25 protein-coding genes are annotated in these 24,749 nt (G+C 71.3%); 1 reads left to right on the forward strand and 24 read right to left on the reverse strand.

Features of this window, described 5'->3' with window-relative positions; all coding sequences use genetic code 11:
* Positions 1-78: 78 nt before the first annotated feature.
* From lgt to rpe, 11 genes are all read right to left on the reverse strand, one after another.
* Entirely contained in the window at positions 79-1,062 is a 984-nt protein-coding gene (lgt, locus tag ACFC1W_RS10170; RefSeq protein WP_375991884.1) for a prolipoprotein diacylglyceryl transferase, read from the reverse strand.
* Between the two features lie 53 nt (positions 1,063-1,115).
* Complete coding sequence (gene trpA / locus ACFC1W_RS10175) at positions 1,116-1,910, reverse strand: tryptophan synthase subunit alpha (protein ID WP_375991887.1); 795 nt, start codon at positions 1,908-1,910, stop codon at positions 1,116-1,118.
* Positions 1,907-3,172, reverse strand: coding sequence for a tryptophan synthase subunit beta (gene trpB / locus ACFC1W_RS10180; RefSeq protein WP_375991890.1), 1,266 nt, complete (start codon positions 3,170-3,172; stop codon positions 1,907-1,909). Before trpB ends, trpA begins: the two co-directional genes overlap by 4 nt.
* Complete coding sequence (gene trpC / locus ACFC1W_RS10185) at positions 3,169-3,945, reverse strand: indole-3-glycerol phosphate synthase TrpC (RefSeq protein WP_375991893.1); 777 nt, start codon at positions 3,943-3,945, stop codon at positions 3,169-3,171. Before trpC ends, trpB begins: the two co-directional genes overlap by 4 nt.
* Before the next feature lies 1 nt (position 3,946).
* Entirely contained in the window at positions 3,947-4,177 is a 231-nt protein-coding gene (locus ACFC1W_RS10190) for a DUF6704 family protein (RefSeq protein ID WP_375991896.1), read from the reverse strand.
* A 30-nt stretch (positions 4,178-4,207) separates the two neighbouring features.
* The gene (locus tag ACFC1W_RS10195; RefSeq protein ID WP_375991899.1) at positions 4,208-4,816 is read right to left on the reverse strand and encodes a Trp biosynthesis-associated membrane protein; all 609 of its coding nucleotides are present in this window, start codon (positions 4,814-4,816) and stop codon (positions 4,208-4,210) included.
* Positions 4,817-4,830: 14 nt separating this feature from the next.
* On the reverse strand, positions 4,831-5,199 hold the full coding sequence (gene hisI, locus ACFC1W_RS10200) for a phosphoribosyl-AMP cyclohydrolase (RefSeq protein WP_375991902.1): 369 nt from the start codon (positions 5,197-5,199) through the stop codon (positions 4,831-4,833).
* A complete protein-coding gene (hisF, locus tag ACFC1W_RS10205; protein ID WP_375991905.1) occupies positions 5,196-5,978 on the reverse strand; it encodes an imidazole glycerol phosphate synthase subunit HisF in 783 nt (260 codons plus the stop codon). The genes hisI and hisF overlap by 4 nt, the downstream gene beginning before the upstream one ends.
* On the reverse strand, positions 5,978-6,820 hold the full coding sequence (hisG, locus tag ACFC1W_RS10210; protein ID WP_241110630.1) for an ATP phosphoribosyltransferase: 843 nt from the start codon (positions 6,818-6,820) through the stop codon (positions 5,978-5,980). The genes hisF and hisG overlap by 1 nt, the downstream gene beginning before the upstream one ends.
* 43 nt (positions 6,821-6,863) lie before the next feature.
* Positions 6,864-7,127, reverse strand: coding sequence for a phosphoribosyl-ATP diphosphatase (locus ACFC1W_RS10215; RefSeq protein ID WP_375992877.1), 264 nt, complete (start codon positions 7,125-7,127; stop codon positions 6,864-6,866).
* 79 nt (positions 7,128-7,206) lie between these two features.
* On the reverse strand, positions 7,207-7,905 hold the full coding sequence (gene rpe / locus ACFC1W_RS10220; RefSeq protein ID WP_375991909.1) for a ribulose-phosphate 3-epimerase: 699 nt from the start codon (positions 7,903-7,905) through the stop codon (positions 7,207-7,209).
* A 20-nt stretch (positions 7,906-7,925) separates the two neighbouring features.
* Between rpe and glsA the strand changes: the two genes are divergently transcribed.
* A complete protein-coding gene (glsA, locus tag ACFC1W_RS10225; protein WP_375991912.1) occupies positions 7,926-9,098 on the forward strand; it encodes a glutaminase A in 1,173 nt (390 codons plus the stop codon).
* A gap of 41 nt (positions 9,099-9,139) precedes the next feature.
* Here glsA and ACFC1W_RS10230 read toward each other — a convergent pair whose 3' ends face one another.
* The 13 genes from ACFC1W_RS10230 to pyrR form a co-directional block, all read right to left on the reverse strand.
* Positions 9,140-10,510: an RsmB/NOP family class I SAM-dependent RNA methyltransferase gene (locus tag ACFC1W_RS10230; protein ID WP_375991915.1), complete on the reverse strand. Its 1,371-nt coding sequence runs from the start codon at positions 10,508-10,510 to the stop codon at positions 9,140-9,142.
* The gene (gene fmt / locus ACFC1W_RS10235) at positions 10,507-11,430 is read right to left on the reverse strand and encodes a methionyl-tRNA formyltransferase (protein ID WP_375991918.1); all 924 of its coding nucleotides are present in this window, start codon (positions 11,428-11,430) and stop codon (positions 10,507-10,509) included. The genes ACFC1W_RS10230 and fmt overlap by 4 nt, the downstream gene beginning before the upstream one ends.
* Positions 11,431-11,438: 8 nt before the next feature.
* Complete coding sequence (locus tag ACFC1W_RS10240) at positions 11,439-13,448, reverse strand: primosomal protein N' (protein WP_375991921.1); 2,010 nt, start codon at positions 13,446-13,448, stop codon at positions 11,439-11,441.
* 58 nt (positions 13,449-13,506) lie between these two features.
* Entirely contained in the window at positions 13,507-14,700 is a 1,194-nt protein-coding gene (gene metK, locus ACFC1W_RS10245) for a methionine adenosyltransferase (protein ID WP_375991924.1), read from the reverse strand.
* 89 nt (positions 14,701-14,789) lie between these two features.
* The gene (gene rpoZ, locus ACFC1W_RS10250; protein WP_191766458.1) at positions 14,790-15,044 is read right to left on the reverse strand and encodes a DNA-directed RNA polymerase subunit omega; all 255 of its coding nucleotides are present in this window, start codon (positions 15,042-15,044) and stop codon (positions 14,790-14,792) included.
* 90 nt (positions 15,045-15,134) lie between these two features.
* The gene (gmk, locus tag ACFC1W_RS10255; RefSeq protein ID WP_375991927.1) at positions 15,135-16,034 is read right to left on the reverse strand and encodes a guanylate kinase; all 900 of its coding nucleotides are present in this window, start codon (positions 16,032-16,034) and stop codon (positions 15,135-15,137) included.
* Positions 16,027-16,887, reverse strand: a complete 861-nt coding sequence (pyrF, locus tag ACFC1W_RS10260; RefSeq protein WP_375991930.1) for an orotidine-5'-phosphate decarboxylase — start codon at positions 16,885-16,887, stop codon at positions 16,027-16,029. The genes gmk and pyrF overlap by 8 nt, the downstream gene beginning before the upstream one ends.
* A complete protein-coding gene (gene carB, locus ACFC1W_RS10265; RefSeq protein WP_375991933.1) occupies positions 16,884-20,171 on the reverse strand; it encodes a carbamoyl-phosphate synthase large subunit in 3,288 nt (1,095 codons plus the stop codon). Before carB ends, pyrF begins: the two co-directional genes overlap by 4 nt.
* Complete coding sequence (carA, locus tag ACFC1W_RS10270; protein WP_375991936.1) at positions 20,164-21,321, reverse strand: glutamine-hydrolyzing carbamoyl-phosphate synthase small subunit; 1,158 nt, start codon at positions 21,319-21,321, stop codon at positions 20,164-20,166. Before carA ends, carB begins: the two co-directional genes overlap by 8 nt.
* Complete coding sequence (locus ACFC1W_RS10275) at positions 21,318-21,827, reverse strand: hypothetical protein (protein ID WP_375991939.1); 510 nt, start codon at positions 21,825-21,827, stop codon at positions 21,318-21,320. The genes carA and ACFC1W_RS10275 overlap by 4 nt, the downstream gene beginning before the upstream one ends.
* Complete coding sequence (locus ACFC1W_RS10280; RefSeq protein ID WP_375991941.1) at positions 21,824-23,170, reverse strand: dihydroorotase; 1,347 nt, start codon at positions 23,168-23,170, stop codon at positions 21,824-21,826. The genes ACFC1W_RS10275 and ACFC1W_RS10280 overlap by 4 nt, the downstream gene beginning before the upstream one ends.
* Entirely contained in the window at positions 23,167-24,153 is a 987-nt protein-coding gene (locus ACFC1W_RS10285; RefSeq protein ID WP_375991944.1) for an aspartate carbamoyltransferase catalytic subunit, read from the reverse strand. The genes ACFC1W_RS10280 and ACFC1W_RS10285 overlap by 4 nt, the downstream gene beginning before the upstream one ends.
* Positions 24,150-24,680: a bifunctional pyr operon transcriptional regulator/uracil phosphoribosyltransferase PyrR gene (gene pyrR / locus ACFC1W_RS10290; RefSeq protein ID WP_241110643.1), complete on the reverse strand. Its 531-nt coding sequence runs from the start codon at positions 24,678-24,680 to the stop codon at positions 24,150-24,152. Before pyrR ends, ACFC1W_RS10285 begins: the two co-directional genes overlap by 4 nt.
* Positions 24,681-24,749: the final 69 nt, after the last annotated feature.

The following is a 24,749-nucleotide window of genomic DNA, read 5'->3' on the forward strand; positions in this document are numbered from 1 at the left end:
CCTCACGTTGATGCTTCAAGATGGGACGACGTCGGCCCTGTGCTAGTCGAACTGCACGTGCTAGCTGTTCAGCATGCGTTATTTCGTGGCGGGGGTGCTTGTGGCGGTGCCTTCGACAGACTCGGACGTCGGGGGTTCGCTGACGTCGACGAAGTCGTCGGTGTCCTGCGATTGTACAGCCTGTCCGGCAGTCCACTCGCGTCCGGACACATAGGGCGACGGCTCGTAGCCGGGGTGACGGCGCTTCTGCACGAAGAAGATCACCAGACCGAGGATCACGCCGAGGATCGCCGCCCACACGTTGGTGCGCACTCCCAGGAAGATGTCGCTCGGATCGATGCGGATCGACTCCCACACGATGCGCCCGCCGCTGTACCAGATGAGGTACAGGCCGAACAGACGACCCCACTGCAGACGGAACTTGCGGCCGGCCCACAGCAGCACGACCACGCCGAGCACGTTCCACACGACCTCGTAGAGGAACGTGGGGTGGAACAGCGTGCCCTCCGGGAGTCCGACCGGCCATGCCGGGTTCGGGTACGCGATCTCGAGCCCCCACGGCAGGTCGGTGGGCAGGCCGAAGAGTTCCTGGTTGAACCAGTTCCCGAAGCGGCCCATCGCCTGCGCGAGCAGGAGTCCGGGTGCGAGGGCGTCGGCGAAGGTCCAGAACCGGATGCCCGTCCAGCGGCAGCCCAGCCATGCGCCGACGGCGCCGCCGATCAGGGCACCGTAGATCGCGATGCCGCCCTCCCAGATGTAGAGCGCGGACAGCGGGTTCCTGCCCTCTCCGAAGTAGAAGTCGAAGTGGGTGAGCACGTGGTAGATGCGCGCGGCGATGATCGCGAGCGGCACGGCCAGGAGGGAGATGTCGATGACGACCCACGGCTCGGCACCGCGCTTGGTGAGGCGGTGGTTCGTCATGAAGACGGCGACGATGATGCCCGCGATGATGCACAGCGCGTAGAAGTGAATCGTGAGCGGGCCGAGCTGGAACGAGCTGACGGAAGGGCTCGGGATGCTGGCGACGACGCCCTGGGCGAGGCTCGGTGCGGCGTTGATCATGGGAGCGGGAATCCTTGCTGTGGGGACGTCGGCGGCGGGCCGACGTCAGAAGTCTAGTTCGCGGTGCGGATCGTGCCCGCGGCAAGTGCGCGAGCGGCCTCGCCGAGGCCCTCCAGCCCGCCGTCGCGCAGGGCGCGCACGAGTGCGGTGCCGACGATCGCGCCGTCGGCATAGCCCAGCACGCCGGCCACCTGCGCCGCGTTCGAGATGCCGATGCCGACGCAGGCGTGCTCGGCTCCACGTTCGCGGAGACGACCGACCAGCGTGCGGGCCGCGGCATCCAGTTCCGCCCGCTCCCCCGTGATGCCCATCGTCGACACCGTGTACACGAAGCCGGTCGAGTTCTCCACGATCAGGTCGAGGCGTTCATCGGTGGATGTGGGCGCGGCGAGGAAGACCCGGTCGAGCCCGGTGCGCTCGCTCGCGGCGATCCACTCGCTCGCCGCTTCGGGCGTGATGTCGGGCGTGATGAGCCCCGCCCCGCCTGCTGCGCGCAGCTCATCGGCGTAGCGGTCGACGCCGTACTGCAGCACCGGGTTCCAGTACGTCATGACGAGCACCGGCACATCGACGCGGCGCGTGATCTCGGCGACCGCGGTGAACGTGTCGCGCAGGCGGAAGCCGCCGGCCAGGGCCGCCTGGGTCGCTTCCTGGATGACGGTGCCGTCCATCACGGGATCGGAGTAGGGCGGGCCGAGCTCGAGGATGTCGGCCCCGCTCTCGGCCAGGGTGACCGCGGCGTCGATGCTCGTCTGCAGGTCGGGGAAGCCGAGCGGGAGGTAGCCGATGAACGCTCCGCGCCCGTCGGCGTGGGCCGCGTCGATCGCGGCGGCGACGCGCGAGGTCACAGCTTCTCCCCCTCGCCCTTTGCGGATTCGTCGTGCGGAGCGGCCGCCGCCGTCGCGGCATCCGCTCCCTCGTCGTACAGCTCGAAGTAGCGCGCCGCGGTGTCCATGTCTTTGTCGCCGCGGCCGGACAGGCAGACGGCCAGGATCGCATCGGGGCCGAGCTCGCGGCCGATCCGCAGCGCGCCGGCGAGAGCGTGGGCGGACTCGATGGCCGGGATGATGCCCTCGGTCTGCGAGAGGAGACGCAGCGCCTGCATGGCCTCGTCATCGGTGGCGGGGATGTACTCGGCGCGGCCGATGGAGGCGAGCCACGCGTGCTCGGGGCCGACGCCCGGGTAGTCGAGCCCGGCAGAGATCGAGTGGGACTCGATGGTCTGGCCGTCGTCGTCCTGCAGCACGAAGGTCTTGGCACCGTGCAGCACGCCGGGGCGTCCGCGCTCGATCGAGGCGGCGTGGCGCGGCGTGTCGACGCCGTCGCCGGCCGCTTCCACGCCGTAGAGCTTCACACCCTCGTCGTCGAGGAAGGCGTCGAACATGCCGATGGCGTTCGAGCCCCCGCCGACGCACGCGAGGACGGCGTCGGGAAGGCGCCCAGCTTCGTCGAGGAGCTGCGCGCGCGCCTCTTCGCTGATGACCTTCTGGAAGTCACGGACCATGGCGGGGAACGGATGCGGGCCGGCCGCCGTGCCGAAGATGTAGTTCGTCGTCTCGACGGTGGCGACCCAGTCGCGATAGGCGTCGTTGATCGCGTCCTTGAGCGTGCGCGACCCGGTCGTGACCGGGACGACCTCGGCTCCGAGCAGGCGCATGCGGGCGACGTTGAGCGCCTGGCGCTCGGTGTCCACCTCGCCCATGTAGATGGTGCACTCGAGGCCGAACAGCGCGGCCGCCGTCGCCGTCGCCACACCGTGCTGGCCGGCGCCCGTCTCGGCGATGACGCGTGTCTTGCCGAGGCGGCGGGTCAGCAGTGCCTGGCCGAGTACGTTGTTGATCTTGTGCGAGCCGGTGTGGTTGAGGTCTTCGCGCTTGAGGAACACGCGCGCACCGCCGGCGTGCTCGGCGAACCGCCGCACCTCCGTGATCGGCGACGGGCGCCCGGCGTAGGTGTGCAGCAACCGCACGAACTCCGCCTGGAAGGCTGGATCGGCCTTGGCCGCCTCGTACTCGGCGGTGAGCTCGTCGATCGCCGCGATGAGCGACTCGGGCATGTACCGGCCGCCGAAGTCACCGAAGAAGGGTCCGGATGCCTCGCGAAGACTCATGCGCCGGCCTCCACGAACGCCCTCAGGGTGGTGACGGGGTCGCTCGTGACGAGCGCCTCGCCGACGAGCACCACGTCGGCGCCCGCCGCACGGTAGTGCGCGACGTCGGCCGGTGCGAGCACGGCCGACTCGGCGACCTTCACCGCCCCGGCGGGGATGCGGTCGGCCAGGCGGCCGAAGAGATCGCGGTCGAGCTCGAACGTCGACAGGTCTCGGGCGTTGACGCCGATGACGCGCGCACCGATGTCGGCGGCGCGGTCGACTTCGTCCGCAGAGTGGGCTTCGACGAGCGGCGTCATACCGAGTTCGAGCGTGAGCGCGTGGAGCCGGGCGAGGACGTCCTGCTCGAGCGCGGCGACGATGAGCAGCACGAGGTCGGCGCCCGACGCACGGGCCTCCAGCACCTGGTACTCGGTGGCGATGAAATCCTTGCGCAGTACAGGCAGCTCGACCGCACCCTTGACCGCCTCGAGGTCGGCGAGACTGCCCTTGAACCGTCGTCCCTCGGTCAGCACCGAGATCGCGGACGCGCCGCCCTGCTGGTAGAGAAGTGCCTGATGAGCGGGGTCGGGAATGTCGGCGAGGTCGCCGCGGGACGGGCTCGCGCGCTTGACCTCCGCGATGATCTTCACGCGGTCGGCGGGGGCGAGGGCGGCCAGAGCATCGCGCGCGGACGGCTGCGCGAGCGCTGCCGCCTCGACCGCGGCAATGGGCCGCGCCGAGGCACGCGCCTCGGCATCCTCCACCGCGCCGGCCGTCAGGTCGGCCAGCACGTCAGTGCTCTTTCGCGGTGTACTTCGGGCCGTTGACGCCGTAGCCGGCCTTGGCCATGATCCAGCCGACAATGAGGCCGACGACCAGAAGCGCAGCGGACGCCCACACGAGCACGGGCATGTCGAACCAGTAGAACAGGGTGCCGAGGGTGACCGCCAGGAGCATGATCACGACGGCCGTCCAGGCGGCGGGCGAGTGTCCGTGGCCGGGGTCGCCGATGTGGTTGCTCATGGATCTCCTCCAGTTAGGCGCGGGATGACGTCAGTCTAGCGGTCGGGCGGTCGGATCCTCGCCACGCGACAGGTCGTCCCACGAGTCGATGGCGTCGTGCGGGCGGGATCCCGCGGGGCCGGCGGCGGTGGGGGCGTCCTCGGTCCGATAGCGGCGACCGCCGCTCCGCCACCGGTGCGCCGTCGCGAGCGTGAAGACTCCCGCGCCGATCAGCAGGATCCACACCACGAGCGTCACGATCGGCCACGCCGTCGACGTGATCGAGTCGAGCAGACCCGCGACCGCCGACTCCCCCGTGATGCCGGTGGCCTCGGTGACGGTCGACGAGACGGCCGACACCGGAGGTGCGAGGGCGACCTGTGCGGTCGCCCACGTCAGCAGCACGGCGATGGCGACCGTGAGGGCCCCGAAGGCGTAGCGCAGCACGGATCCGACGATCGAGAGCGCACCGCCGAGCGCGAGCACGGCCAGGCTGAGCGGCGCCAGTACCGGGATCGCGGACGCGCCCGGCACCTCGAGTGTCCGGCCGGCGCTGTCGCCCAGGACGACGACCAGCCAGGTCTGCGTCGAGGAGATGACGCCGATCGCGCCGCAGAGGAGCGTCGCCACGACGGCGATGAGACGGGCGCGACGGGTCACGCTCTGTCGGAGCCTCATCGTGTGGCGCGCTCGGTTCCGGTGACAGGCGTGAGGTCGTCCGCGTCGAAGCAGGTGCGGGTTCCGGTGTGGCACGCGGGTCCGACCTGGTCCACCTCGAGCAGGATCGCATCCCCGTCGCAGTCCAGGCGCGCGCCCCTCACGAGCTGGATGTTGCCCGAGGTGTCGCCCTTGCGCCAGTACTCCCGACGGGAACGGGACCAGAAGGTCACCCGCCCCTCGGTGAGGGTGCGACGCAGGGCCTCGGCATCCATCCATCCGAGCATCAGCACCTCGCGGGAGTCCCACTGCTGCACGATCGCCGCCACCAATCCGTCGGCGTTGAACGCCACCCGGTCGATGCGGTCCTGCACGGTCTCGGTCATGAGCGCACCCCTCGCACCTCGCGCACGGCGATCCCGTCGGCGGCCATCGCCGCCTTCACCTCACCGACGGTCAGCTGACCGGAGTGGAAGACGGATGCTGCGAGCACGGCGTCTGCGCCGGCTTCGATCGCCGGTCCGAAGTGCGTCACGTCGCCGGCGCCGCCGGAGGCGATCACGGGAACGCTCGAGACCTCGCGCATGAGGGCGACGAGTTCGAGGTCGAACCCCTCCCGCGTGCCGTCGGCGTCGATCGAGTTCACGAGCAGCTCGCCGGCGCCGCGCTCGATCGCCTCACGCGCCCACTCCAGGGCGTCGAGGCTGGTCTCGGTGCGGCCGCCGTGGGTCGTCACCACGAAGCCGGACTCGGTCGCGGTCGCTCGCTTGACGTCGAGCGACAGCACGAGCACCTGCGCGCCGAAGCGGTCCGCGATCTCGTCGAGCAGCTGAGGGCGCGCGATCGCCGCCGAGTTGACGCCGATCTTGTCGGCTCCGACGGAGAGGAGGCGGGCGACGTCCTCGGCGGAGCGCACTCCCCCGCCCACCGTCAGCGGGATGAACACCTCTTCGGCTGTGCGGCGTACGACGTCGTACGTCGTCGACCGCTCATCGACCGTCGCCGTGACGTCGAGGAAGGTGAGTTCGTCGGCGCCCTGCCGGAAGTACTCGCGTGCGAGCTCGACGGGGTCGCCCATGTCACGGAGGTTCTCGAAGTTCACTCCTTTGACGACGCGGCCGCCCGCGACGTCGAGACACGGGATGACGCGGCAGACGAGGCTCATCACAGCCTCGCGTTGTGGATCGCGGTGACGAGGATCGCGCGCGCGCCGAGGGCGTACAGCGCGTCCATGACCTGGTTCGCGCTGTTCCGCGGCGTCATGACGCGCACGGCCACCCACTCGGGGTCGCGCAGCGGCGAGATCGTGGGCGACTCGATGCCGGGCGCGAGCGCGACCGCCTCGTCGATCAGCGCGACGGGCAGGTCGTAGTCGATCAGCACGTACCGACGCGCGACCATCACCCCGCGCAGCCGACGCAGCAGGGTCGCGGTGCCCTCGGCCTCGTCGGGCGCGCCGATGAGGACGGCTTCGGACTCGAGGATGACCGGGCCGAAGATCTCCAGGCCCGCCTGGCGGAGCGTCGTCCCGGTCGACACGACGTCGGCGACGGCATCCGCCACCCCCAGACGCACGGCCGATTCGACCGCTCCGTCCAGCGGAACCAGATCGACGGCGACGCCGTGATCATCGAGGAAGCCGTCGACGAGACCCGGGTAGGCGGTGGCCACCCGCATGCCGTGAAGGTCGCCGACGTCGGAGAAGCGACCCGGAGGACCGGCGAATCGGAACGTGGAGTCGCCGAAGCCGAGCGCCTCGATCTCGCGGGCGCCGGGCATGCGGGCGTCGAGCAGCAGGTCACGCCCGGTGATGCCGACGTCGAGCGCGCCCGAGCCGACGTACGTCGCGATGTCCTTCGGGCGCAGGTAGAAGAACTCGACCTCGTTGCGGGGGTCGATGACATGCAGGTCCTTGGGATCGCGTCGGCCCGTGTAGCCCGCCTCGGCGAGCATCTCGGAGGCGGTCTCGGCGAGCGAGCCCTTGTTCGGCACGGCGATTCGCAGCATGGCAGCGGAGCTTTCGGTTCGAGGGCGGGAGGAGTGCGCGCGCTCAGAGATGTCGGTAGACGTCTTCGAGGCTCAGCCCCTTCGCGAGCATCAGCACCTGGAGGTGGTAGAGCAGCTGCGAGATCTCCTCGGCCGCGGCATCCGCCGACTCGTACTCGGCGGCCATCCAGACCTCGGCCGCCTCTTCGACGATCTTCTTGCCGATCGCGTGCACGCCCGCGTCGAGCTGCGCGACGGTCCCCGATCCTTCGGGGCGCTCGGCCGCCTTGGCGGTGAGCTCGTCGAACAGCGCATCGAACGTCTTCACCATGCCAGGTTAGCGAACGCGCGGGATGCCTCGGCTCCGCGTGACGTGCGGACGCGTCGGGCAGCGCACCGCCGAGCGGTCAGTGTGCGTGCCGGTGCTGCGCCGCCGCCGCGCGGAGCCCGGTGATGGCGGCGCCGGGATCCTCGGCGCCGAACACCGCGGAACCGGCGACGAAGGTGTCGGCGCCCGCATCCGCCGCCTGCGCGATCGTCGACTCGGTGATGCCGCCGTCGACCTGCAGCCACACCGACGAGCCGCGCCGCCGCGCTTCGTCGGACAGGCGCCGCAGCTTCGGCATCGTCTCGGGCATGAAGGACTGGCCGCCGAAGCCGGGCTCGACCGTCATCACGAGGATCTGGTCGAAGTCGTCGAGCAGGTCGAAGAGACCCTCGACGGCGGTCGCCGGCTTGATGGCGACGCCGGCACGCGCACCGATGGCGCGCAGCCGGCGCGCGAGGGCGACCGGCTCGGTGGCGGCTTCCAGGTGGAAGGTCACGGACGCGGCGCCGAGCTCGGCGTAGCCGGGTGCCCATCGGTCGGGGTCGGCGATCATCAGATGCACGTCGAGCGGGACGGGGCTCGTCGCCTGGACTCGCTCGACCATCTGCGGACCGAACGTCAGGTTCGGCACGAAGTGGTTGTCCATGACATCGACGTGCACGAAGTCGGCGGCGGCGATGCGCGCGAGCTCCGCCTGCATGTTGACGAAGTCGGCGGCCAGGATGCTCGGATTGATGCGGACGCCGCCATCGCGGCCGTTCTCGTCACGGTGAGGCACGGGTCCATTATGGTCGAGCCGTGGACACCATCACGGGGCTGCTGCGCGGCGCGCTCGAAGAGGTCCGACCGCTCGGCGACGGCGCCACCGCGTCGTACATCCCCGAGCTCGCCGAAGCCGATCCGGAGCGGCTCGCCCTCTCGGTCGTCGGACCACGGGGGCGAGTGCGATCCGTCGGCGACGAAGACGCCGAATTCACCATCCAGTCGATGTCGAAGCCCTTCGTGCTCGCCCTCGCTCTCGTCGAGCACGGCCGCGACGCCGTGTTCGCCAAGGTCGGCGCCGAGCCGAGCGGCGAGCCCTTCAACGCCATCAGCCTCGAGGCCGACACCGGTCGGCCCGCCAACCCGCTGATCAACGCCGGCGCCATCGCGACCACCGCGCTCATCGGCGGCGACGACGTCGACGCCCGCACCGCGCGCATCGTCGAGCTGCTCTCGGCCTTCGCGGGGCGGTCGCTCTGGATCGACGAATCCGTATACGCGTCGGAGTCGTCGACCGGGGACCGCAATCGCGCCCTCGCCCACCTCATGCGCTCGTACGGCGTCATCGACGTGCCGGTCGACCTCGCCGTCGAGACCTACTTCCGCCAATGCTCCGTGCTCGTCACCGTCCGGGATCTGGCGGTCATGGCGTCCACGCTCGCATTCGGCGGATGGAACCCGGTGACGGGCGAGCGCGTCGTGAGCGAGGCCGTCGCACGCGACGTGCTGTCGATCATGGCGAGCTGCGGCATGTACGACTACTCCGGGCAGTGGATGCTGCGCGTGGGGCTCCCGGCGAAGAGCGGCGTGAGCGGCGGCATCATCGCCGTCGCACCGTCGCAGTTCGGCGTTGCGGCGTTCAGCCCCCGGCTCGACGCGTACGGCAACAGCGTGCGCGCGGTGGCGATCGTCGAGCGGCTCTCCGAGCGGCTGGGCATGCATCTGCTCGAACCGCACGAGAACCTCGCGGCGCCGGCCGTCAGCGTCGAGGGCACAGCCGAGGGACCGACGATCCGGCTGAGCGGCGAGCTGGGCTTCGCCGGTACGGAACGCGTGCTCCTGGTGCTGCGAGAACTCGCCAGCGGCATGCCGGAGGGGGCGACGCTCACGCTCGACGCCCGCGAGCTCGCACGCACCCACCCTGCCGCGCTCGCCGTGCTGGAGGGCGAGTTCGAGGGGCTCCCCCTCGGTCTGCGACTGCAGACCTGACGCCGGCGGGGCTCCGTCGGGCACGGTTCGGACCGGCGGGCTCAGACGCGACGCAGCAGCGAGATCGACATCGCGTCGGTGTTGTGCCGGTGCGGCCACAGCTGCGCGCGGCCGGAGCCGTCGGCCTGCGGTGCGAGAGCGGGGTCGCTGTCGGACAGGCCTGTCACCACGTCTCGCGCCGAGAGCTCTTCGACCGCCGCACCCCACTCGCGCCGGATCTCGGCGACGACGCCCGCCGTCTCGGCGAGATGGGGAGAGCACGTGACGTAGACCACGATTCCGCCCGGCTTGAGCGCTCCCACGGCCGCGCCCAGCAGCTCGCGCTGCCGCTCGCTCAGTTCGGGGACGTCGCCCGGCGCTTTGCGCCATCGCGCCTCGGGTCTGCGACGGAGCGCGCCGAGGCCGGTGCACGGAGCGTCGACGAGGATGCGGTCGTAGGTGTTGGGCGCCTCCTCGGCGCGGAGACGGCCGTCCTGCTCCGACACCGGCACGTCGAGCGGCACGCCGGCGAGGGCGTTGCGCACGAGCCCCGCGCGCGACGGCGAGATCTCGTTCGCCTCGAGCTGCGCCCCGTAGGCGAGAGCCTCCGCGGCGAGCAGCGCGGTCTTGCCGCCCGGGCCCGCGCAGAGGTCGAGCCACCGCTCGCCCTCTCGCACCGGTTCGGCGCGACTGAGCGCCAGCGCGGCGAGCTGCGAGCCCTCGTCCTGCACGCGCACACGTCCACCCGACCCGCGGATGATCGCGTCGGGGTCGCCCCCGCCGAGGCGGAAGCCATAGGGCGAGAACGGCGTCCTGCGGGCGTCATCGGGGATCTCCGCGAGTCCGGGCAGTGCGATCATCGTGACGCGGGGCGCGGCGTTGTCGGCCGTGAGCAGCGCCTCGAGTTCCTCGGCCCGTCCCTCGGCGGCCAGCGCCCGTCGCAGCGCGCGCACCACCCACACCGGATGCGAGAACAGCAGCCCGAGCTTCTCGTCGTCGGAGCGCGCGCCCTCGGCGATGCGGGTCATCCAGTCCCCCGGCGTGTCTCGCGACACGCGACGCAGCACCGCGTTGGCGAAGCCGGCCGCGCCGCGGCCTCCCGCCGTGCGCGCGAGCTCGACCGATTCGTTGACCGCGGCGTGCGAGGCGACGCGCGTCGACAGCAGCTGGTGCACCCCGAGGCGCAGCGCATCGAGCACACCGGGATGGATCTCGGCGATGCCGCGATCCGAGGCGACCGCGATGACCGCGTCGTACGTGCCCTGCCGTCGCAGCGTGCCGTAGGTCAGCTCCGTCGCCAGCGCGGCGTCGGCCGAGGAGAGTCCGGCGCGGGCGATCGACGTGGGCAGAAGAAGATTGGCGTACGCGTCGGACTCGTGCACGGCGCGGATGGTGTCGTATGCGACCAGCCGCGCACCGGCGACACGGCTCACGATCCCGCCACCGGGTCGGTGGTGCGAAGTCCGCGCCACCAGTCGGCTGCGCGCATCGCCCCCTTGCCCGCGGGCTGCACGGTCTCGAGCACGATCGGCGAGGTGCCGGTGCCGACCAGGACCGCCTTGTCGTGCAGCGCGATGCGCCCGGGCTCGAGCGACGGCACGTCGGAGCCGGCGGCACGTGCCGCGTGGATCTTGAGACGCGCGGCGTCGACTGTGGTGTGTGCGCCTGGCTCGGGCGTCACCCCGCGGATGCGGCCGAGCACGGCGTCGGCCGCATCGGTCCACCTCACGACGCCGTCCGCATCGCCGAGCTTCGGCGCATAGGTCGACTCCCCCGTCTGCGGGCGCGCGACGGCCGTGCCGGCCGCGATCGCGTCCACGACCTCCGCGAGGAGATCCGCGCCGGTCTCCGCCAATGATGCGAGCAGGTCGCCGGCCGTCGCGCCCTCGGCGATCGGGTGCGAGCGCTCGGCGAACACGTCGCCGGCGTCGAGTTCGGGGACGAGCTGGAACACGCTGGCGCCTGTCTGGGCGTCACCGGCGATCAGCGCGTGCTGCACCGGCGACGCGCCGCGCCAGCGCGGGAGCAGCGAGAAGTGCAGATTGATCCAGCCGTGTACGGGCGTCGACAGCAGCGGCTCGCGGACGAGGCCGCCGTACGCGACGATCACGCCGAGGTCGGGACGGAGTGCCGTGATGCGCTCGGTGACCTCCGCGTCGAGCCGGTCGGCGCGGAGCGGGTGCAGGCCGAGCTCTTCGGCGGCGGCGGCGACCGGTGAGGGGGTGAGCACCCGCTTGCGTCCGAGCGGAGCGTCGCGGCGCGTGATGACCGCTGCGATGTCGTGATCGGATGCCGCGAGCCGCCGCAGCGCCGGCACCGCCGGCTCGGGGGTTCCGGCGAAGACGAGTCGCATGGGATTCCTCACAGGTCGAGATCGGGCACGTCGACCCGAACTTTGAGTCTATTGCGGGCGGCCGCGACACGTGCCGCCTGGGCGTCCGTCGCCTGCCCCGTCGTGCGCTTGGCCGGACGCCGGGCTTTGATGGCCGCACTCACCACCGACGCCCGCAGGCTCTCGGCGACACGGCCCCCCAGCGCATAGTCGAACCGCACCAGCGCACGCACGCCCTCGTCGCGCGGCAGCGGACCCAGCACCGCCTCACCGTCGAGCTCGGGCACCGCGCTCCGCAGTTCGGCCAGAGCGGCGTCGACGGCGAGCCTGTCGCCGTCCACGGCTGCGACGCGCACGGTCGGCGGCATCCGCAGAGGCTTGCGATCCGCGAGCTCCATGCGGGCGTACGCCGACTGCGTCCAGGTCGCCAGAGCGCGGGCGACGGGGCCGGCGACCCCGACGAGGTGCACCGGCGCGCCCGGCGCCGCCAGGGCCGCCGCGTTCGACCACCAGCGGAGGCAGGACTCGCCGATCCGCAGATCGTCGGCGAGCAGCATCCGATCGCCGTCGAGGAGGACGACGGCGCGATAGCCGCCCGCGGCGAGCGGTTCCGCGCCGCGTGTGGCGACCACGAGGGCGGGCCTCGCGTCGACGCGCGTCACGGGGTGCTCGCCGTCGGCGACGACGACGCGCACGCCGGGGAACGCGCGTCCGAGTTCGTCGGCGGTGCGCTCGCTTCCGGACGACGCCATGCGCACGCGTGTGGAGGAGCAGTCCGGGCAGGCCCACCCTCCCGCGGCTCGGCCGCACCAGCTGCACGTCGGCACGGCGCCCTGCCGGGCCGCGTGGAGCGGGCCGCCGCAGTGGGCGCAGCGGGCGGGATGCCGGCAGTCCGCGCACACGAGCACGGGCGCGTAGCCCGGCCGCGCGACCTGCACGAGCACCGGGCCGTGGGCGAGCGCCTCGCGCGCCGCCGCGAACGCCGCGGACGGCACCCGCGAGCCGCGCGACTCCCCCTCGCGCGTCGCGCTCAGCACGACCCGCGGGCTCCGGCGCCGCGCGGCCGCGAGGTCGCGGAGCCATCCGACGGCGACGAGCCGCTCGACGTCGGTCGTGCGGGTGTGACCCGCGAAGACGAGGGCGCCGCCGTCGAGTTCGTGGCGCAGCAGAGCGGCATCGCGCGAGTGGACGCCGGGACTCAGCGGCTCCGACAGGAGCGGGTCGCCGTCGTCCCACAGCGCGACGAGGCCGAGCGCGTGCACCGGGGCGTAGACGGCGGAGCGGTTGCCGATGACGATGCACGGGGCATCGGCCAGGGTGCGCAGGTAGGCCGCGTACCGCAGCGGCGAACTCTGTTTCGCGTCATCGCGCACGACGGCCTCGGCGGGGACGCGACCCGCCAGGGCCGCCTCGAGCTGTGCACGATCGCGGTGGTCGGGGACGACGAGGACCGCGCTGCGCCCGCCGGCGAGCGTGCGGACGGCCGCGGCCCCGAGCAGAGCCGCCCACGCGCCCACGGCCGATCCGTCGGCCGTGGTCGCGGGCTGGGGAGGCGCGTCGAGCGCCAGCCGCTCCGATGCGTCGAGCGCTCCGGCGAGTCCTGGGTATTCGGCGAGCACCGCGTCCGCCCAGTCACGCGCCCCCGGTTCGATCTCGGGCTTCGCGGGCGGCCCCGCTGCGAGCCAGGCCTTCTCGGCGCGGACCATGCGCTTGGGGATCGCCAGTCGCAGGATGTCGCTCGCGGATCCTGCCGCCCGGTCCGCGCAGCGTCTCGCGTGCGCGTACAGTCCCGGGGTGAGCACGGGAACGGGCGACACCACCGCCTCGAGGTCGGACAGCGGACGATCGGATGCGTCGGGCTCACCCACCTCGACCAGATAGCCCTCGACGACGCGGCCGGCCGAGCGCAGCGGCGCCTTCACGCGCACGCCCGGCACGGCCTCGTCGGCGAGGTGGTCGGGGATCGAGTAGTCGAAGAGCCGATCGAGCTGCGGCAGCGGTGAGTCCAGCAGGACCCGGGCGACCCTCCGCGCCGTCATTTCCGACCTCCGCAGGCGGAACCGCGCTCCTCACGCCCCCGGCGCGGGGCGCCCGGCATCACAGCCCGGCGGCGGCGCGCAGGTCGTCGGCGCGGTCCGTGCGCTCCCAGGTGAACTCCGGCAGCTCGCGGCCGAAGTGCCCGTACGCGGCGGTCTTGGCGTAGATGGGACGCAGCAGATCGAGCTGATCGATGATCGCCTTCGGGCGCAGGTCGAAGACGTCGAGGATCGCCCGGGTGATCGCCTCGTCGGACACCCGGCCCGTGCCGAACGACTCGACGTAGAGCCCGACGGGCTTGGCCTTGCCGATCGCGTAGGCCACCTGCACCTCCAGGCGGTCGGCCAGACCGGCGGCGACGGCGTTCTTGGCGACCCAGCGCATCGCGTACGCGGCGGAGCGGTCGACCTTCGACGGGTCTTTGCCGCTGAAGGCACCGCCGCCGTGACGGGCGGCGCCGCCGTAGGTGTCGATGATGATCTTGCGGCCGGTGAGCCCGGCGTCGCCCTTGGGACCGCCGATCACGAACGGGCCCGCGGGGTTGATGTAGTACTTCACGTCGGGCATCTCGAGGCCCGTGGTCTCGAGCACCGGGTCGATGACCTCGGCCCGCACCGCCGCCCGAAGCGCCTTCTGCGAGATGTCGGGCTGGTGCTGCGTCGAGAGCACGACGGAGTCGACGGTGCGCGGGACGTGGCCGTCGTAGCCCAGCGTCACCTGCGTCTTGCCGTCGGGGCGCAGGAACGGCAGTTCGCCCGACCGGCGCACCTCGGACAGCCGCTCGGCGATGCGGTGCGCCGTCCATGCCGCCATGGGCATGAGCTGCGGGGTCTCGGTCGTCGCGTAGCCGAACATGATGCCCTGGTCGCCCGCGCCCTGCAGGTCGTGCGGGTCTTCGGAGCCGTCCTCGCGGCGCTCGAATGCCTTGTCGACGCCCGCGGCGATGTCGGAGGACTGCGCGCCGATGGAGACGCTCACGCCGCACGAGTCGCCGTCGAAGCCGGTCTCGCTCGACGTGTACCCGATGCCGTTGACGACCGATCGGACGATCGCGGGGATCTCGACGTACGCGGACGTCGACACCTCGCCGGCGACGTGTACGAGACCCGTCGTGACGAGAGTCTCGACGGCGACGCGGCCTCGGGGGTCGGCAGCGAGGATCGCGTCGAGGATGCTGTCGGAGATCTGGTCGCAGATCTTGTCGGGGTGTCCCTCCGTGACGGATTCGGACGTGAACAGACGCAGGTCGGTCATCGGTGCTCCAGATCGGAAGTGTGCCGGCACCAGTATGCCCCCGAAGGCGGACAGTGCCGCCCCGGGGGCATCAGGAGATCGCGGGCCCTTTACTCGACGGGACGAAGGCGGAGCTTGTCCTCGTGGATCTCGTGCATCGCGATGGTCAGCGGCTTGTCCTCGACGGTCGAATCGACGAGCGGACCGACGTTGTCGAAGAGGTTGCCCTCGTGGAGGTCGGAGTAGTAGTCGTTGATCTGACGCGCACGCTTCGACGCGAAGATCACGAGCTGGTACTTCGAGTCGACCTTCTCGAGAAGGCTGTCGATGGGGGGCTCGATGATGCCCTGGTTCGTTCCGGCCATGGGAATCCTCCTGGATCGGATGACGGTGGGAAGGTCTACGGGGCCCCGGACGAACCGAGGCATCCCACCATTCTACGTCAGCGGCGCCGATCAGCGCGCAAGGCGTGCCACCTCGCTCGCCGCGCGGGCGACATCGTCGTTCACGACGCGGAAGTCGAACTCGCCCTGCGAGGCCAGTTCCGTCTTGGCCGTGCGCAGTCGGCGGGCGCGCTCCTCGGCGTCCTCCGTGCCGCGGCCGACCAGCCGGTCGACGAGCTCGTTCCAGCTCGGCGGGAGGAGGAAGACCAAGGTGGCAGAAGGCTCGGCCGCCCGCACCTGGCGGGCGCCCTGCAGGTCGATCTCGAGCAGTGCCGTGCGCCCCTCGGCGAGCACGCGCTCTATCGGCGTGCGCGGGGTGCCGTAACGGTGCGCGTTGTGCACGGTGGCATGCTCGAGCAGCTCCCCCTCCGCGATCATCCGGTCGAACTCGGCGTCGTCCACGAAGTAGTAGTGCTCGCCGTCGACCTCGCCGGGGCGCGGCGCCCGCGTGGTCGCCGAGACCGACAGGTGGATCTCGGGGTGGTGCTCCTTGATGTAGGCCGCCACCGTGCCCTTGCCCACCGCGGTCGGGCCTGCGAGCACGACGAGCCTGCTGCGACCGCCGCGCGGCTCGAGCTCGGGCCAGCGGTCGTCGAGGAAGCGGCGCAGCGCCTCCCGCTGACGGGTGCCCAGGCCGCCGAGTCGCTTGACCGGCGAGATCTCGAGGTCCTTGAGGATCCGGTCGCGCTTGCCCTCACCGATGGCGGGGATCGACGTGAGGAACTCCGTCACCCGCATGGCGCCCGCCGGCGACTCCGGCTCGGCCAGCGCACGCCGCAGCAGCTCCTGCGGCGTGATGACGCGCATCGCGACGTCCTTCTTGAGCGATGCCCGCTCCCGCCGGGCGGCCACGGCGCGACGGGATGCCGCCACCCGGTCGACGTCCGGAGGTGTGGTGCGCACGTCAGACACGGAGGGCCTCCCGGTAGAGCTCGGCGCGCTCCGCGATGCGCGCGGCGATGTCGGCGGGCCCCGCCGACAGGATGCTGCGGCTCTCGGACGCGACCACGTGGGTGGCGGCGGCGCCGAACAGTGCAGGAAGATCCTCGGGGGCCGCACCCTGCGCGCCGAAGCCGGGCGCCAGGATCGGAGCGCCCCGGAGCGCCTCGTCGGAGAGCCCGACCGCGGCACGGTCGACGGTCGCCCCGACGACGAGACCGACCGGTCCGAGCCCGCCCGCGAACGCGGCCGATCCGTTCACCCAGGCGATGTCGCGCGCGACGCGCTCCGCCACGGTCTGCGCGTCGCCCGCGGCGACGTCGACGACCTGCGCGCTCTGCAGCGCGAAGGCCTCCGGGTTGCTGGTGGCGGCGAGCACGAACGCGCCCTTGTCGTGGCGCACGGCGGTCGTCAACGTCGCACGCAGCGAGTCCGCGCCCAGATACGGGCTCAGCGTCACCGCGTCGGCCTCGAGCGGCGAGCCGGCGGTGAGCCACGCGGCGGCGTAGCCGTCCATGGTCGTTCCGATGTCGCCGCGCTTGGCGTCGGCGATCACCACCAGGCCCGCGGCGCGCGCGGCCGACAGCACGTCTTCGAGCGCGGCGAAGCCGGCCGAGCCGAAGCGCTCGAAGAACGCGACCTGCGGCTTGACCACCCCAGCACGGCCCGACGCGGCCTCGACCACGCGGAGGCCGAACTCGCGCACGCCGGAGGCCGAGACATCCACCCCCCATTCGGTGAGCAGGTGCTCGTGCGGATCGATGCCGACGCACAGCGGGCCGTGGGCGTCGAGCGCGGCGCGCAGCCGCGTGCCGAATGCGGTCACGCGCGCACCGCCCGGTCCACGGCGTACTCCTGCAGGCTCTTCACGTCGAAGCCCTCGCGCAGCACCGGCAGGGCGCTCACCGCCGCGCCGAGCACCGCCATCGTCGTGAACAGCGCCTTGTCGCCGGCCACGGCCGCGGCGCGGATCTCGTAGCCGTCGGCGCGGGCGCTGCCGCCGCTCGGGGTGTTGACGACGATGTCGATCTCACCGGCGTTGATGAGGTCGACGATGTTGGTGGCGCCGGTCTCCTGCGTCTCGGAGAACTTGCCGACGACGCGCACCTTGATGCCGTTGCGCGAGAGGATCTCGGCGGTGCCCTCGGTCGCGACCAGGTCGAAGCCGAGCTGCTGGAGGCGGTGCGCGGGAAGGATGACGGCGCGCTTGTCGCTGTCGGCGACCGAGATGAAGACGGTCCCCTCGAGCGGCATGCCGCCGTATGCGGCCTCCTGCGACTTGGCGAACGCCGTCGGGAAGTCACGGTCGATGCCCATGACCTCGCCGGTGGAGCGCATCTCCGGGCCGAGCACCGAGTCGACCGTCTGGCCCTCGGCCGTGCGGAACCGCTTGAACGGGAGCACGGCCTCCTTCACGGCGACAGGGGCGTCGAGCGGCACGCGCGAGCCGTCCTGCGCGGGAAGCAGACCCTCGGCCTTCAGCTCGGCGATGGTCGCTCCCGCCATGATGCGCGACGCGGCCTTCGCGAGCGGGACGCCGAGCGCCTTGGACACGAACGGCACCGTGCGGCTGGCACGCGGGTTCGCCTCGATGACGTAGAGCACGCCCGCCGAGATCGCGAACTGCACGTTGAGCAGGCCGCGCACGCCGACGCCTTCGGCGATCGCGTGGGTCGCCGTGCGGACGCGGTCGATGTCGGAGCGTCCGAGGCTGACGGGCGGCAGTGTGCAGCTCGAGTCGCCGGAGTGGATGCCGGCCTCCTCGAGGTGCTCCATGACGCCGCCGATGTAGAGCTCCTCGCCGTCGAACAGCGCGTCGACGTCGATCTCGATCGCGTCGTCGAGGAAGCGGTCGACCAGCAGCGGGAGCCCGGGACCGATGATCGCCGCGTCGGCGATGCGCACGAAGTAGTCGCGCAGTGCCTCGGTGGAGTAGACGATCTCCATGCCACGACCTCCGAGCACGAAGCTCGGACGCACGAGCACCGGATAGCCGATCTCCTCGGCCACGCGGACCGCGCCCTCGACATCGGTCGCGGTGCCGTTGCGCGGCGCCACGAGCCCGGCATCGTCGAGCAGACGCGAGAAGAGCTCGCGCTCCTCGGCCAGGTCGATCGCCGCGGGCTTCGTGCCGAGGATCGTGTAGCCGGCCTCTTCGATGCCCTTCGCGAGCCCGAGCGGCGTCTGCCCGCCGAGCTGGCAGATGACGCCGAGGATCGTCCCCGAGCGGGACTCCGCGTGCAGGACCTCGAGGACGTCCTCGAGCGTCAGCGGCTCGAAGTACAGTCGGTCGGAGGTGTCGTAGTCCGTCGAGACGGTCTCGGGGTTGCAGTTGACCATGACCGTCTCGAAGCCGGCATCCGAGAGGGCGAACGAAGCGTGCACGCACGAGTAGTCGAACTCGACCCCCTGTCCGATGCGGTTCGGTCCGGAGCCGATGATGACGACCTTCGTCCGCTCCGACGGCGTGACCTCGGTCTCGTAGTCGTAGCTCGAGTAGTGGTACGGCGTGAGCGCGGGGAACTCCCCTGCGCAGGTGTCGACGGTCTTGTAGACCGGGCGCAGGTCGAGAGCGTGACGGATGCCGCGCACCGACACTTCGCTGTCACCGCGCAGCTCCGCGATCTGGGCGTCGCTGAAGCCGTGCTCCTTCGCGACGCGCAGGGTGGCGGCATCCAGCTCCGCCGCTGTCCTCACGAACTCGGCGACCTCGTTGATGAGGACGATCTGGTCGAGGAACCAGGGGTCGATCTTCGTCGCCTCGAAGGCCTGCTCGACGGTCGCGCCCTTGCGCAGCGCCTGCTGCAGCACGACGATGCGGCCATCGGTCGGGGTCTTCGCGACCTCGAGCAGCTCGTCCACCGTGCGCGGCTCGTCGCCCCAGTGGAAGCTCGACCCCCGCTTCTCGAGCGAGCGCAGCGCCTTCTGCAGGGCCGTGGCGTAGTTGCGGCCGATGGCCATCGCCTCGCCGACCGACTTCATGGTCGTCGTGAGGGTCGTGTCGGCTGCCGGGAACTTCTCAAAGTTGAAGCGCGGCACCTTCACCACGACGTAGTCGAGCGTCGGCTCGAAGCTCGCCGGCGTCACCTTGGTGATGTCGTTCGGGATCTCGTCGAGGCGGTAGCCGATGGCGAGCTTCGCCGCGATCTTCGCGATCGGGAACCCGGTCGCCTTCGAGGCGAGCGCCGACGAGCGCGACACGCGCGGGTTCATCTCGATGACGATGATGCGGCCCGTCTTCGGGTCGACCGCGAACTGGATGTTGCAGCCGCCGGTGTCGACACCCACGGCGCGGATGATGTCGATGCCGATGTCGCGCAGCTTCTGGTACTCGCGGTCGGTGAGGGTGAGCGCCGGCGCCACCGTGATGGAGTCGCCGGTGTGCACGCCGACCGGATCGACGTTCTCGATCGAGCACACGACGACCGTGTTGTCGGCGGTGTCGCGCATGAGCTCGAGCTCGTACTCCTTCCAGCCGAGGATCGACTCCTCCAGCAGCACCTCGTTGGTCGGCGAGTCGTGGAGGCCGGCTCCGCCGATGCGGCGGAGGTCGGCCTCGTCGTACGCGAAGCCCGATCCGAGGCCGCCCATCGTGAACGACGGGCGCACGACGAGCGGGTACCCGAGCCTCTCGGCGCCCGCCAGCAGCTCGTCCATGGTGTGGCAGATGACGGATGCCGCGACATCGGCGCCGGCCGCGATGACCAGCTCCTTGAAGATCTGGCGGTCCTCGCCCTTGTTGATCGCCTCGAAGTCGGCGCCGATGAGCTCGACGTCGTACTTCTCGAGGATGCCGTTCTTGTGCAGGTCGATCGCGGCGTTGAGCGCCGTCTGGCCGCCGAGCGTCGGCAGGATCGCGTCGGGCTTCTCCTTCGCGATGATCGTCTCGATCACGCGCCAGTTGATGGGCTCGATGTAGGTCGCGTCCGCGAAGTCGGGGTCGGTCATGATCGTGGCCGGGTTCGAGTTGACGAGGATGACGCGCACGCCCTCGTCGCGCAGGACCCGGCAGGCCTGCGTGCCCGAGTAGTCGAACTCGCACGCCTGGCCGATGACGATCGGCCCGGATCCGATGACGAGGACGGAATTGATGTCGTCGCGCTTAGGCATTCTTCTTGGTCTCCAGGGTCGCGACGACGAGGTCACGGAAGCGGTCGAACAGGTAGTTGGCGTCGTGCGGGCCGGCCGCGGCCTCGGGGTGGTACTGCACCGAGAAGGCAGGGATGTCGAGGGCGCGCAGGCCTTCGACGACGTTGTCGTTCAGCCCGACGTGGCTGACCTCGATGCGTCCGTAGCCGTGGGGGCTGTCGAACGCGCCCTCGATCGGCGCGTCGACGGCGAACCCGTGGTTGTGGGCGGTGATCTCGACGCGGCCCGTGGCCTTGTCGAGCACCGGCTGATTGATGCCGCGGTGGCCGAAGGGGAGCTTGAAGGTGCCGAGGCCGAGCGCGCGGCCCAGAAGCTGATTCCCGAAGCAGATGCCGAAGAACGGGAGGCCGTCGTCGAGCACGCCTCGCAGCAGCTCGACGTGGTCGCCCGACGCCGCCGGGTCGCCCGGTCCGTTGGAGTAGAACACGGCGACCGGGTCGATGGCGCGGATGTCGTCGATCGTGACGTTCTGCGGAAGCACGTGCACGTCGAACCCGCGGGCGGCCAGATTGTCGATCGTGGCCTGCTTCACCCCGAGGTCGAGCACCGCCAGATTGCCGATGCGCTCCCCCGTCGCGGTGGTCACCTGGGCGGCTTCCACCGACACCTGCGCGGACAGGTTCTGCCCGGCCATCTGCGGCGCCTCGCGCACGAGCTCGAGCTGGCGCTCTGCATCGAGCGATGCAGCATCCCCCGAGAAGATGCCGCCACGCATGCTTCCCGCCGCCCGGATGTGGCGGGTCACCGCCCGCGTGTCGATGCCGCTGATACCCACCACGCCGTCGTTCACCAGGGCGTCGTCGAGCGACTCGTCGGCGCGCCAGTTCGACACGACGCGCGAGGGGTCGCGCACGATGTAGCCCGACACCCAGATGCGCCTGGACTCGGGGTCTTCGTCGTTCATGCCGGTGTTGCCGATGTGGGGCGCGGTCTGCAGCACGATCTGCCCGGCGTAGGACGGGTCGGTGAGGGTCTCCTGGTAGCCGGTCATGCCCGTCGCGAAGACGACTTCGCCCAGAGTGGTGCCCTGAGCGCCGTACGCGCGCCCGACGTGGCGCGTGCCGTCCTCGAGGACGAGCACCGCGGGGTCGGAATGGAAGAGGGAGGTCATACGTCGGTTCCCGTCTGCGTGGGGGTGTGGATCGCCGAGATGCCGTCGGCCACGGCGCGGGCCGAGGCGTCCTGCGGGCGGAGATAGGAGTCGACGACGGTGCCGTCGTCGAGGCGCCACGACAGGCGCAGGAGGCCGTCGCGCTCGACGACCCGATCGATCGTCACCGTCGCCTGACCGGCACCGGCGATGCGGTCCGCGTCGATGAAGACCCGGGCCTGGCCGGTGAGATCGAGTGCGACACCGGCGTCGGTGACGGTGAGGTCCGCACGCGACCGGTAGGTGAGCCCCCGGATCGCGAGGCGCTCGAGCGGCTCGCCGTGTCGGGTCGTCGCGACGTACAGGGCAGGGTGCACCGACCGCGTGGTGGCTCCTGCGGGGATCTCGCCCACCGGCGCCCGCAGACCGCGGTCGCGCTTGCCGCGCCCGAGCCAGGCCCACGATCCGAGGGCGAGGAGCAGGAGCGCGGCGCCGACCATGATCAGGATGGCCGTCTGCTGGCTCATGCGCGCGCTCCCGGCTTGTCGAGCACGAGGCCGTCGATGACGGTCGGGGTGCCGGCGTGGAGCGTCCAGCGCACCTCGCCGGGAAGCTCGCGGCCGAGATACGGCGAGTTGACGCTGCGGCCACGCAGGTCGGCGGTCGAGAACGTGCGCACCGGCGCGGCGTCGTAGAAGGTCAGCGATGCGGGCTGCCCCTCGGTCAACGGCGTGCCGTGCCCGCGCAGACGCCCGATGCGCGCGGGCTCGCGCGACATCACCCGAGCGACGCCACCCCACGTCAGCAGGCCGGTGTCCACCATCGCCTGGTGCACGACGCGCACGGCGCTCTCGAGGCCGACCATCCCGTTGGCCGCCGCATGCCACTCGCACGCCTTCCCCTCCGCGGGGTGCGGCGCGTGGTCGGTCGCGACGATGTCGATGGTGCCGTCGGCGAGGCCCTCGCGCACCGCGAGCACGTCCTCCTCCCGCCGCAGGGGCGGGTTGACCTTGAACCGGGCGTCGTAGTCGCGCACGAGCTCGTCGGTCAGCAGGAGGTGATGCGGCGTCACCTCGGCCGTGACGTCGACGCCGCGCTTCTTGGCCCAGCGGATGATCTCCACCGAGCCGGCGGTCGAGAGATGGCACACGTGCAGCCGCGACCCGACGTGCTCGGCGAGGAGGACATCGCGGGCGATGATCGACTCCTCGGCGACCGCGGGCCACCCCGCGAGACCGAGCTCGGCCGACACGGCGCCCTCGTTCATCTGGGCGCCTTCGGTCAGGCGCGGGTCCTGCGCATGCTGCGCGATGACGCCGTCGAAGGCCTTCACGTACTCGAGTGCGCGGCGCATGATGAGCGGGTCCCACACGCAGAAGCCGTCGTCGCTGAAGACGCGCACCTGCGCTCGGGAGTCGGCCATCGCGCCGAGCTCGGCGAGTCGCTCGCCCTTCTGACCGACGGTGACCGCACCGATGGGCTGCACGGTGACGAAGCCGGCCGCCTCGCCGAGGGCGAGCTCCTGCTCGACGACGCCGGCCGTGTCGGCGACCGGCGAGGTGTTGGGCATCGCGAACACGGCGGTGTAGCCGCCGGCCGCTGCCGCGCGGGAGCCGCTCAGGATCGTCTCGGATGCCTCGTACCCGGGCTCGCGCAGGTGGGTGTGCAGGTCGACGAGGCCGGGAAGCAGCACGAGGCCGTCGACGTCGACCACGGTCGCACCGGCTCGGCTCACCCCCGTGCCGATCTCGACGATCATGCCGTCTGCGACGAGGACATCGGCGGCGGTCGAGCCTTCGACCAGGGCGCCGCGGAAGAGGAAGGTCTCGGCCGGGGAGTCGCCGCTCGCGGCGGATCGGGGCAGGCTCATCGTGGGTTCTCCTTCTCTGCGCCCGCTCGGGGATCCTCGCCGCTCTCCGCCCCTGCCAGCAGCAGGTAGAGCGCGGCCATGCGCACCGAGACGCCGTTCGTGACCTGCTCGAGCACTGTCGAGCGGGGCGAGTCCGCGGCCTCTGCGGAGATCTCCAGTCCCCGGTTCATCGGACCGGGGTGCATGACAATGCTATCTGCACCGAGCGCCTGCAGACGCCGGGCGTCCAGACCCCAGCGGCGGGAATACTCCCGTTCAGTGGGGAAATACGCCGCATTCATGCGCTCCAGCTGGATCCGCAGCATCATGAGCGCGTGAGGCCCGCCCGCGATCGCCTCATCGAGGTCGTAGACCACCCGCGCGGGCCACGCCGAGACGTCCTGCGGGATCAGCGTCGGTGGCGCGACGAGGGTCACGTCCGCGCCGAGCGTGGTGAGCAGCCAGACGTTCGAGCGGGCGACGCGGGAGTGGAGGATGTCGCCGACGATCGTCACCGAGACGCCGCCGAGGTCGCGTCCACGGCTGTCGGCGCCGAACCGGCGCTTGCGGATCGTGAACGCGTCGAGAAGTGCCTGCGTGGGGTGCTCGTGGGTGCCGTCGCCGGCGTTCACGACACCGGCCGTGATCCAGCCGCTCGTTGCGAGGGTGCGCGGCGCGCCCGAGGCGCCGTGGCGGATGACGACCGCGTCGGCACCCATCGCCTGGAGCGTCTGGGCGGTGTCCTGCAGCGACTCCCCCTTCGAGACGCTGGAGCCCTTCGCGGAGAAGTTGATGACGTCTGCGCTCAGTCGCTTCGCCGCAGCCTCGAACGAGATGCGCGTGCGGGTCGAGTCCTCGAAGAACAGGTTCACGACCGTCTTGCCGCGCAGCGTCGGGAGCTTCTTGACTTCGCGCTGCTGAGTGTCGGCCATGTCCTCGGCGACGTCCAGGATGCGCAGCGCGTCCGCGCGCGACAGGGTCTTGGTGTCGAGCAGGTGCCTCATGACTCGATCGTCACCTCCTCGCGGCCATCGGTCTCGTCGAGCCGCACGTTCACGCGCTCGTCGCGGGAGCTGGGGAGGTTCTTCCCCACGAAGTCGGGCCGGATCGGCAGCTCGCGGTGCCCGCGGTCGACGAGTGTGGCCAGGCGCACCGCCGTCGGCCGGCCGATGTCCTGGAGTGCGTCGAGGGCGGCGCGGATGCTGCGGCCGGAGAACAGCACGTCGTCGACGAGCACCACGACCTTGCCGTCGATGCCCCCCGGCGGGATCGACGTCGGCTGCGGCGCCCGCGTGGGGTTGCGGTGCAGGTCGTCACGGTACATCGTCACGTCGAGCGCGCCGACGGGCACGGAGGCGCCGCCGAACTGCTCCACGAGCGCGCCGATGCGACGGGCGAGCGTGACTCCTCGAGTGGGGATGCCCAGGAGGACCAGATTCTCGGGGCCTCGGTTGGACTCGAGGATCTCGTGCGAGATCCGAGTCAGGGCCCGGGTGATGTCGGCCTGGTGCAGCACGATGCGCGTGCTCATCCGCCGCTCCCTTCTCCGCCTCACGGGACGGGCTTAAAGGTTGCTGGTGATCGAGGCCCAGTCTACGAC

Origin of the sequence: Microbacterium sp. NPDC056003, from assembly GCF_042274785.1 — a bacterium.
In the GTDB taxonomy this organism is placed as follows: Bacteria; Actinomycetota; Actinomycetes; order Actinomycetales; family Microbacteriaceae; genus Microbacterium.

What these genes read in the sequence shown, in the direction of transcription:
- lgt (WP_375991884.1), bottom strand. Translation starts at nt 1,062, where the DNA reads ATGATCAACGCCGCACCGAGCCTCGCCCAGGGCGTCGTCGCCAGCATC.
- trpB (WP_375991890.1), bottom strand. Translation starts at nt 3,172, where the DNA reads ATGAGTCTTCGCGAGGCATCCGGACCCTTCTTCGGTGACTTCGGCGGC.
- ACFC1W_RS10190 (WP_375991896.1), bottom strand. Translation starts at nt 4,177, where the DNA reads ATGAGCAACCACATCGGCGACCCCGGCCACGGACACTCGCCCGCCGCC.
- hisI (WP_375991902.1), bottom strand. Translation starts at nt 5,199, where the DNA reads ATGACCGAGACCGTGCAGGACCGCATCGACCGGGTGGCGTTCAACGCC.
- hisF (WP_375991905.1), bottom strand. Translation starts at nt 5,978, where the DNA reads ATGAGCCTCGTCTGCCGCGTCATCCCGTGTCTCGACGTCGCGGGCGGC.
- hisG (WP_241110630.1), bottom strand. Translation starts at nt 6,820, where the DNA reads ATGCTGCGAATCGCCGTGCCGAACAAGGGCTCGCTCGCCGAGACCGCC.
- fmt (WP_375991918.1), bottom strand. Translation starts at nt 11,430, where the DNA reads ATGCGACTCGTCTTCGCCGGAACCCCCGAGCCGGCGGTGCCGGCGCTG.
- ACFC1W_RS10240 (WP_375991921.1), bottom strand. Translation starts at nt 13,448, where the DNA reads ATGACGGCGCGGAGGGTCGCCCGGGTCCTGCTGGACTCACCGCTGCCG.
- metK (WP_375991924.1), bottom strand. Translation starts at nt 14,700, where the DNA reads ATGACCGACCTGCGTCTGTTCACGTCCGAATCCGTCACGGAGGGACAC.
- rpoZ (WP_191766458.1), bottom strand. Translation starts at nt 15,044, where the DNA reads ATGGCCGGAACGAACCAGGGCATCATCGAGCCCCCCATCGACAGCCTT.
- carB (WP_375991933.1), bottom strand. Translation starts at nt 20,171, where the DNA reads ATGCCTAAGCGCGACGACATCAATTCCGTCCTCGTCATCGGATCCGGG.
- carA (WP_375991936.1), bottom strand. Translation starts at nt 21,321, where the DNA reads ATGACCTCCCTCTTCCATTCCGACCCCGCGGTGCTCGTCCTCGAGGAC.
- ACFC1W_RS10275 (WP_375991939.1), bottom strand. Translation starts at nt 21,827, where the DNA reads ATGAGCCAGCAGACGGCCATCCTGATCATGGTCGGCGCCGCGCTCCTG.
- ACFC1W_RS10280 (WP_375991941.1), bottom strand. Translation starts at nt 23,170, where the DNA reads ATGAGCCTGCCCCGATCCGCCGCGAGCGGCGACTCCCCGGCCGAGACC.
- ACFC1W_RS10285 (WP_375991944.1), bottom strand. Translation starts at nt 24,153, where the DNA reads ATGAGGCACCTGCTCGACACCAAGACCCTGTCGCGCGCGGACGCGCTG.
- pyrR (WP_241110643.1), bottom strand. Translation starts at nt 24,680, where the DNA reads ATGAGCACGCGCATCGTGCTGCACCAGGCCGACATCACCCGGGCCCTG.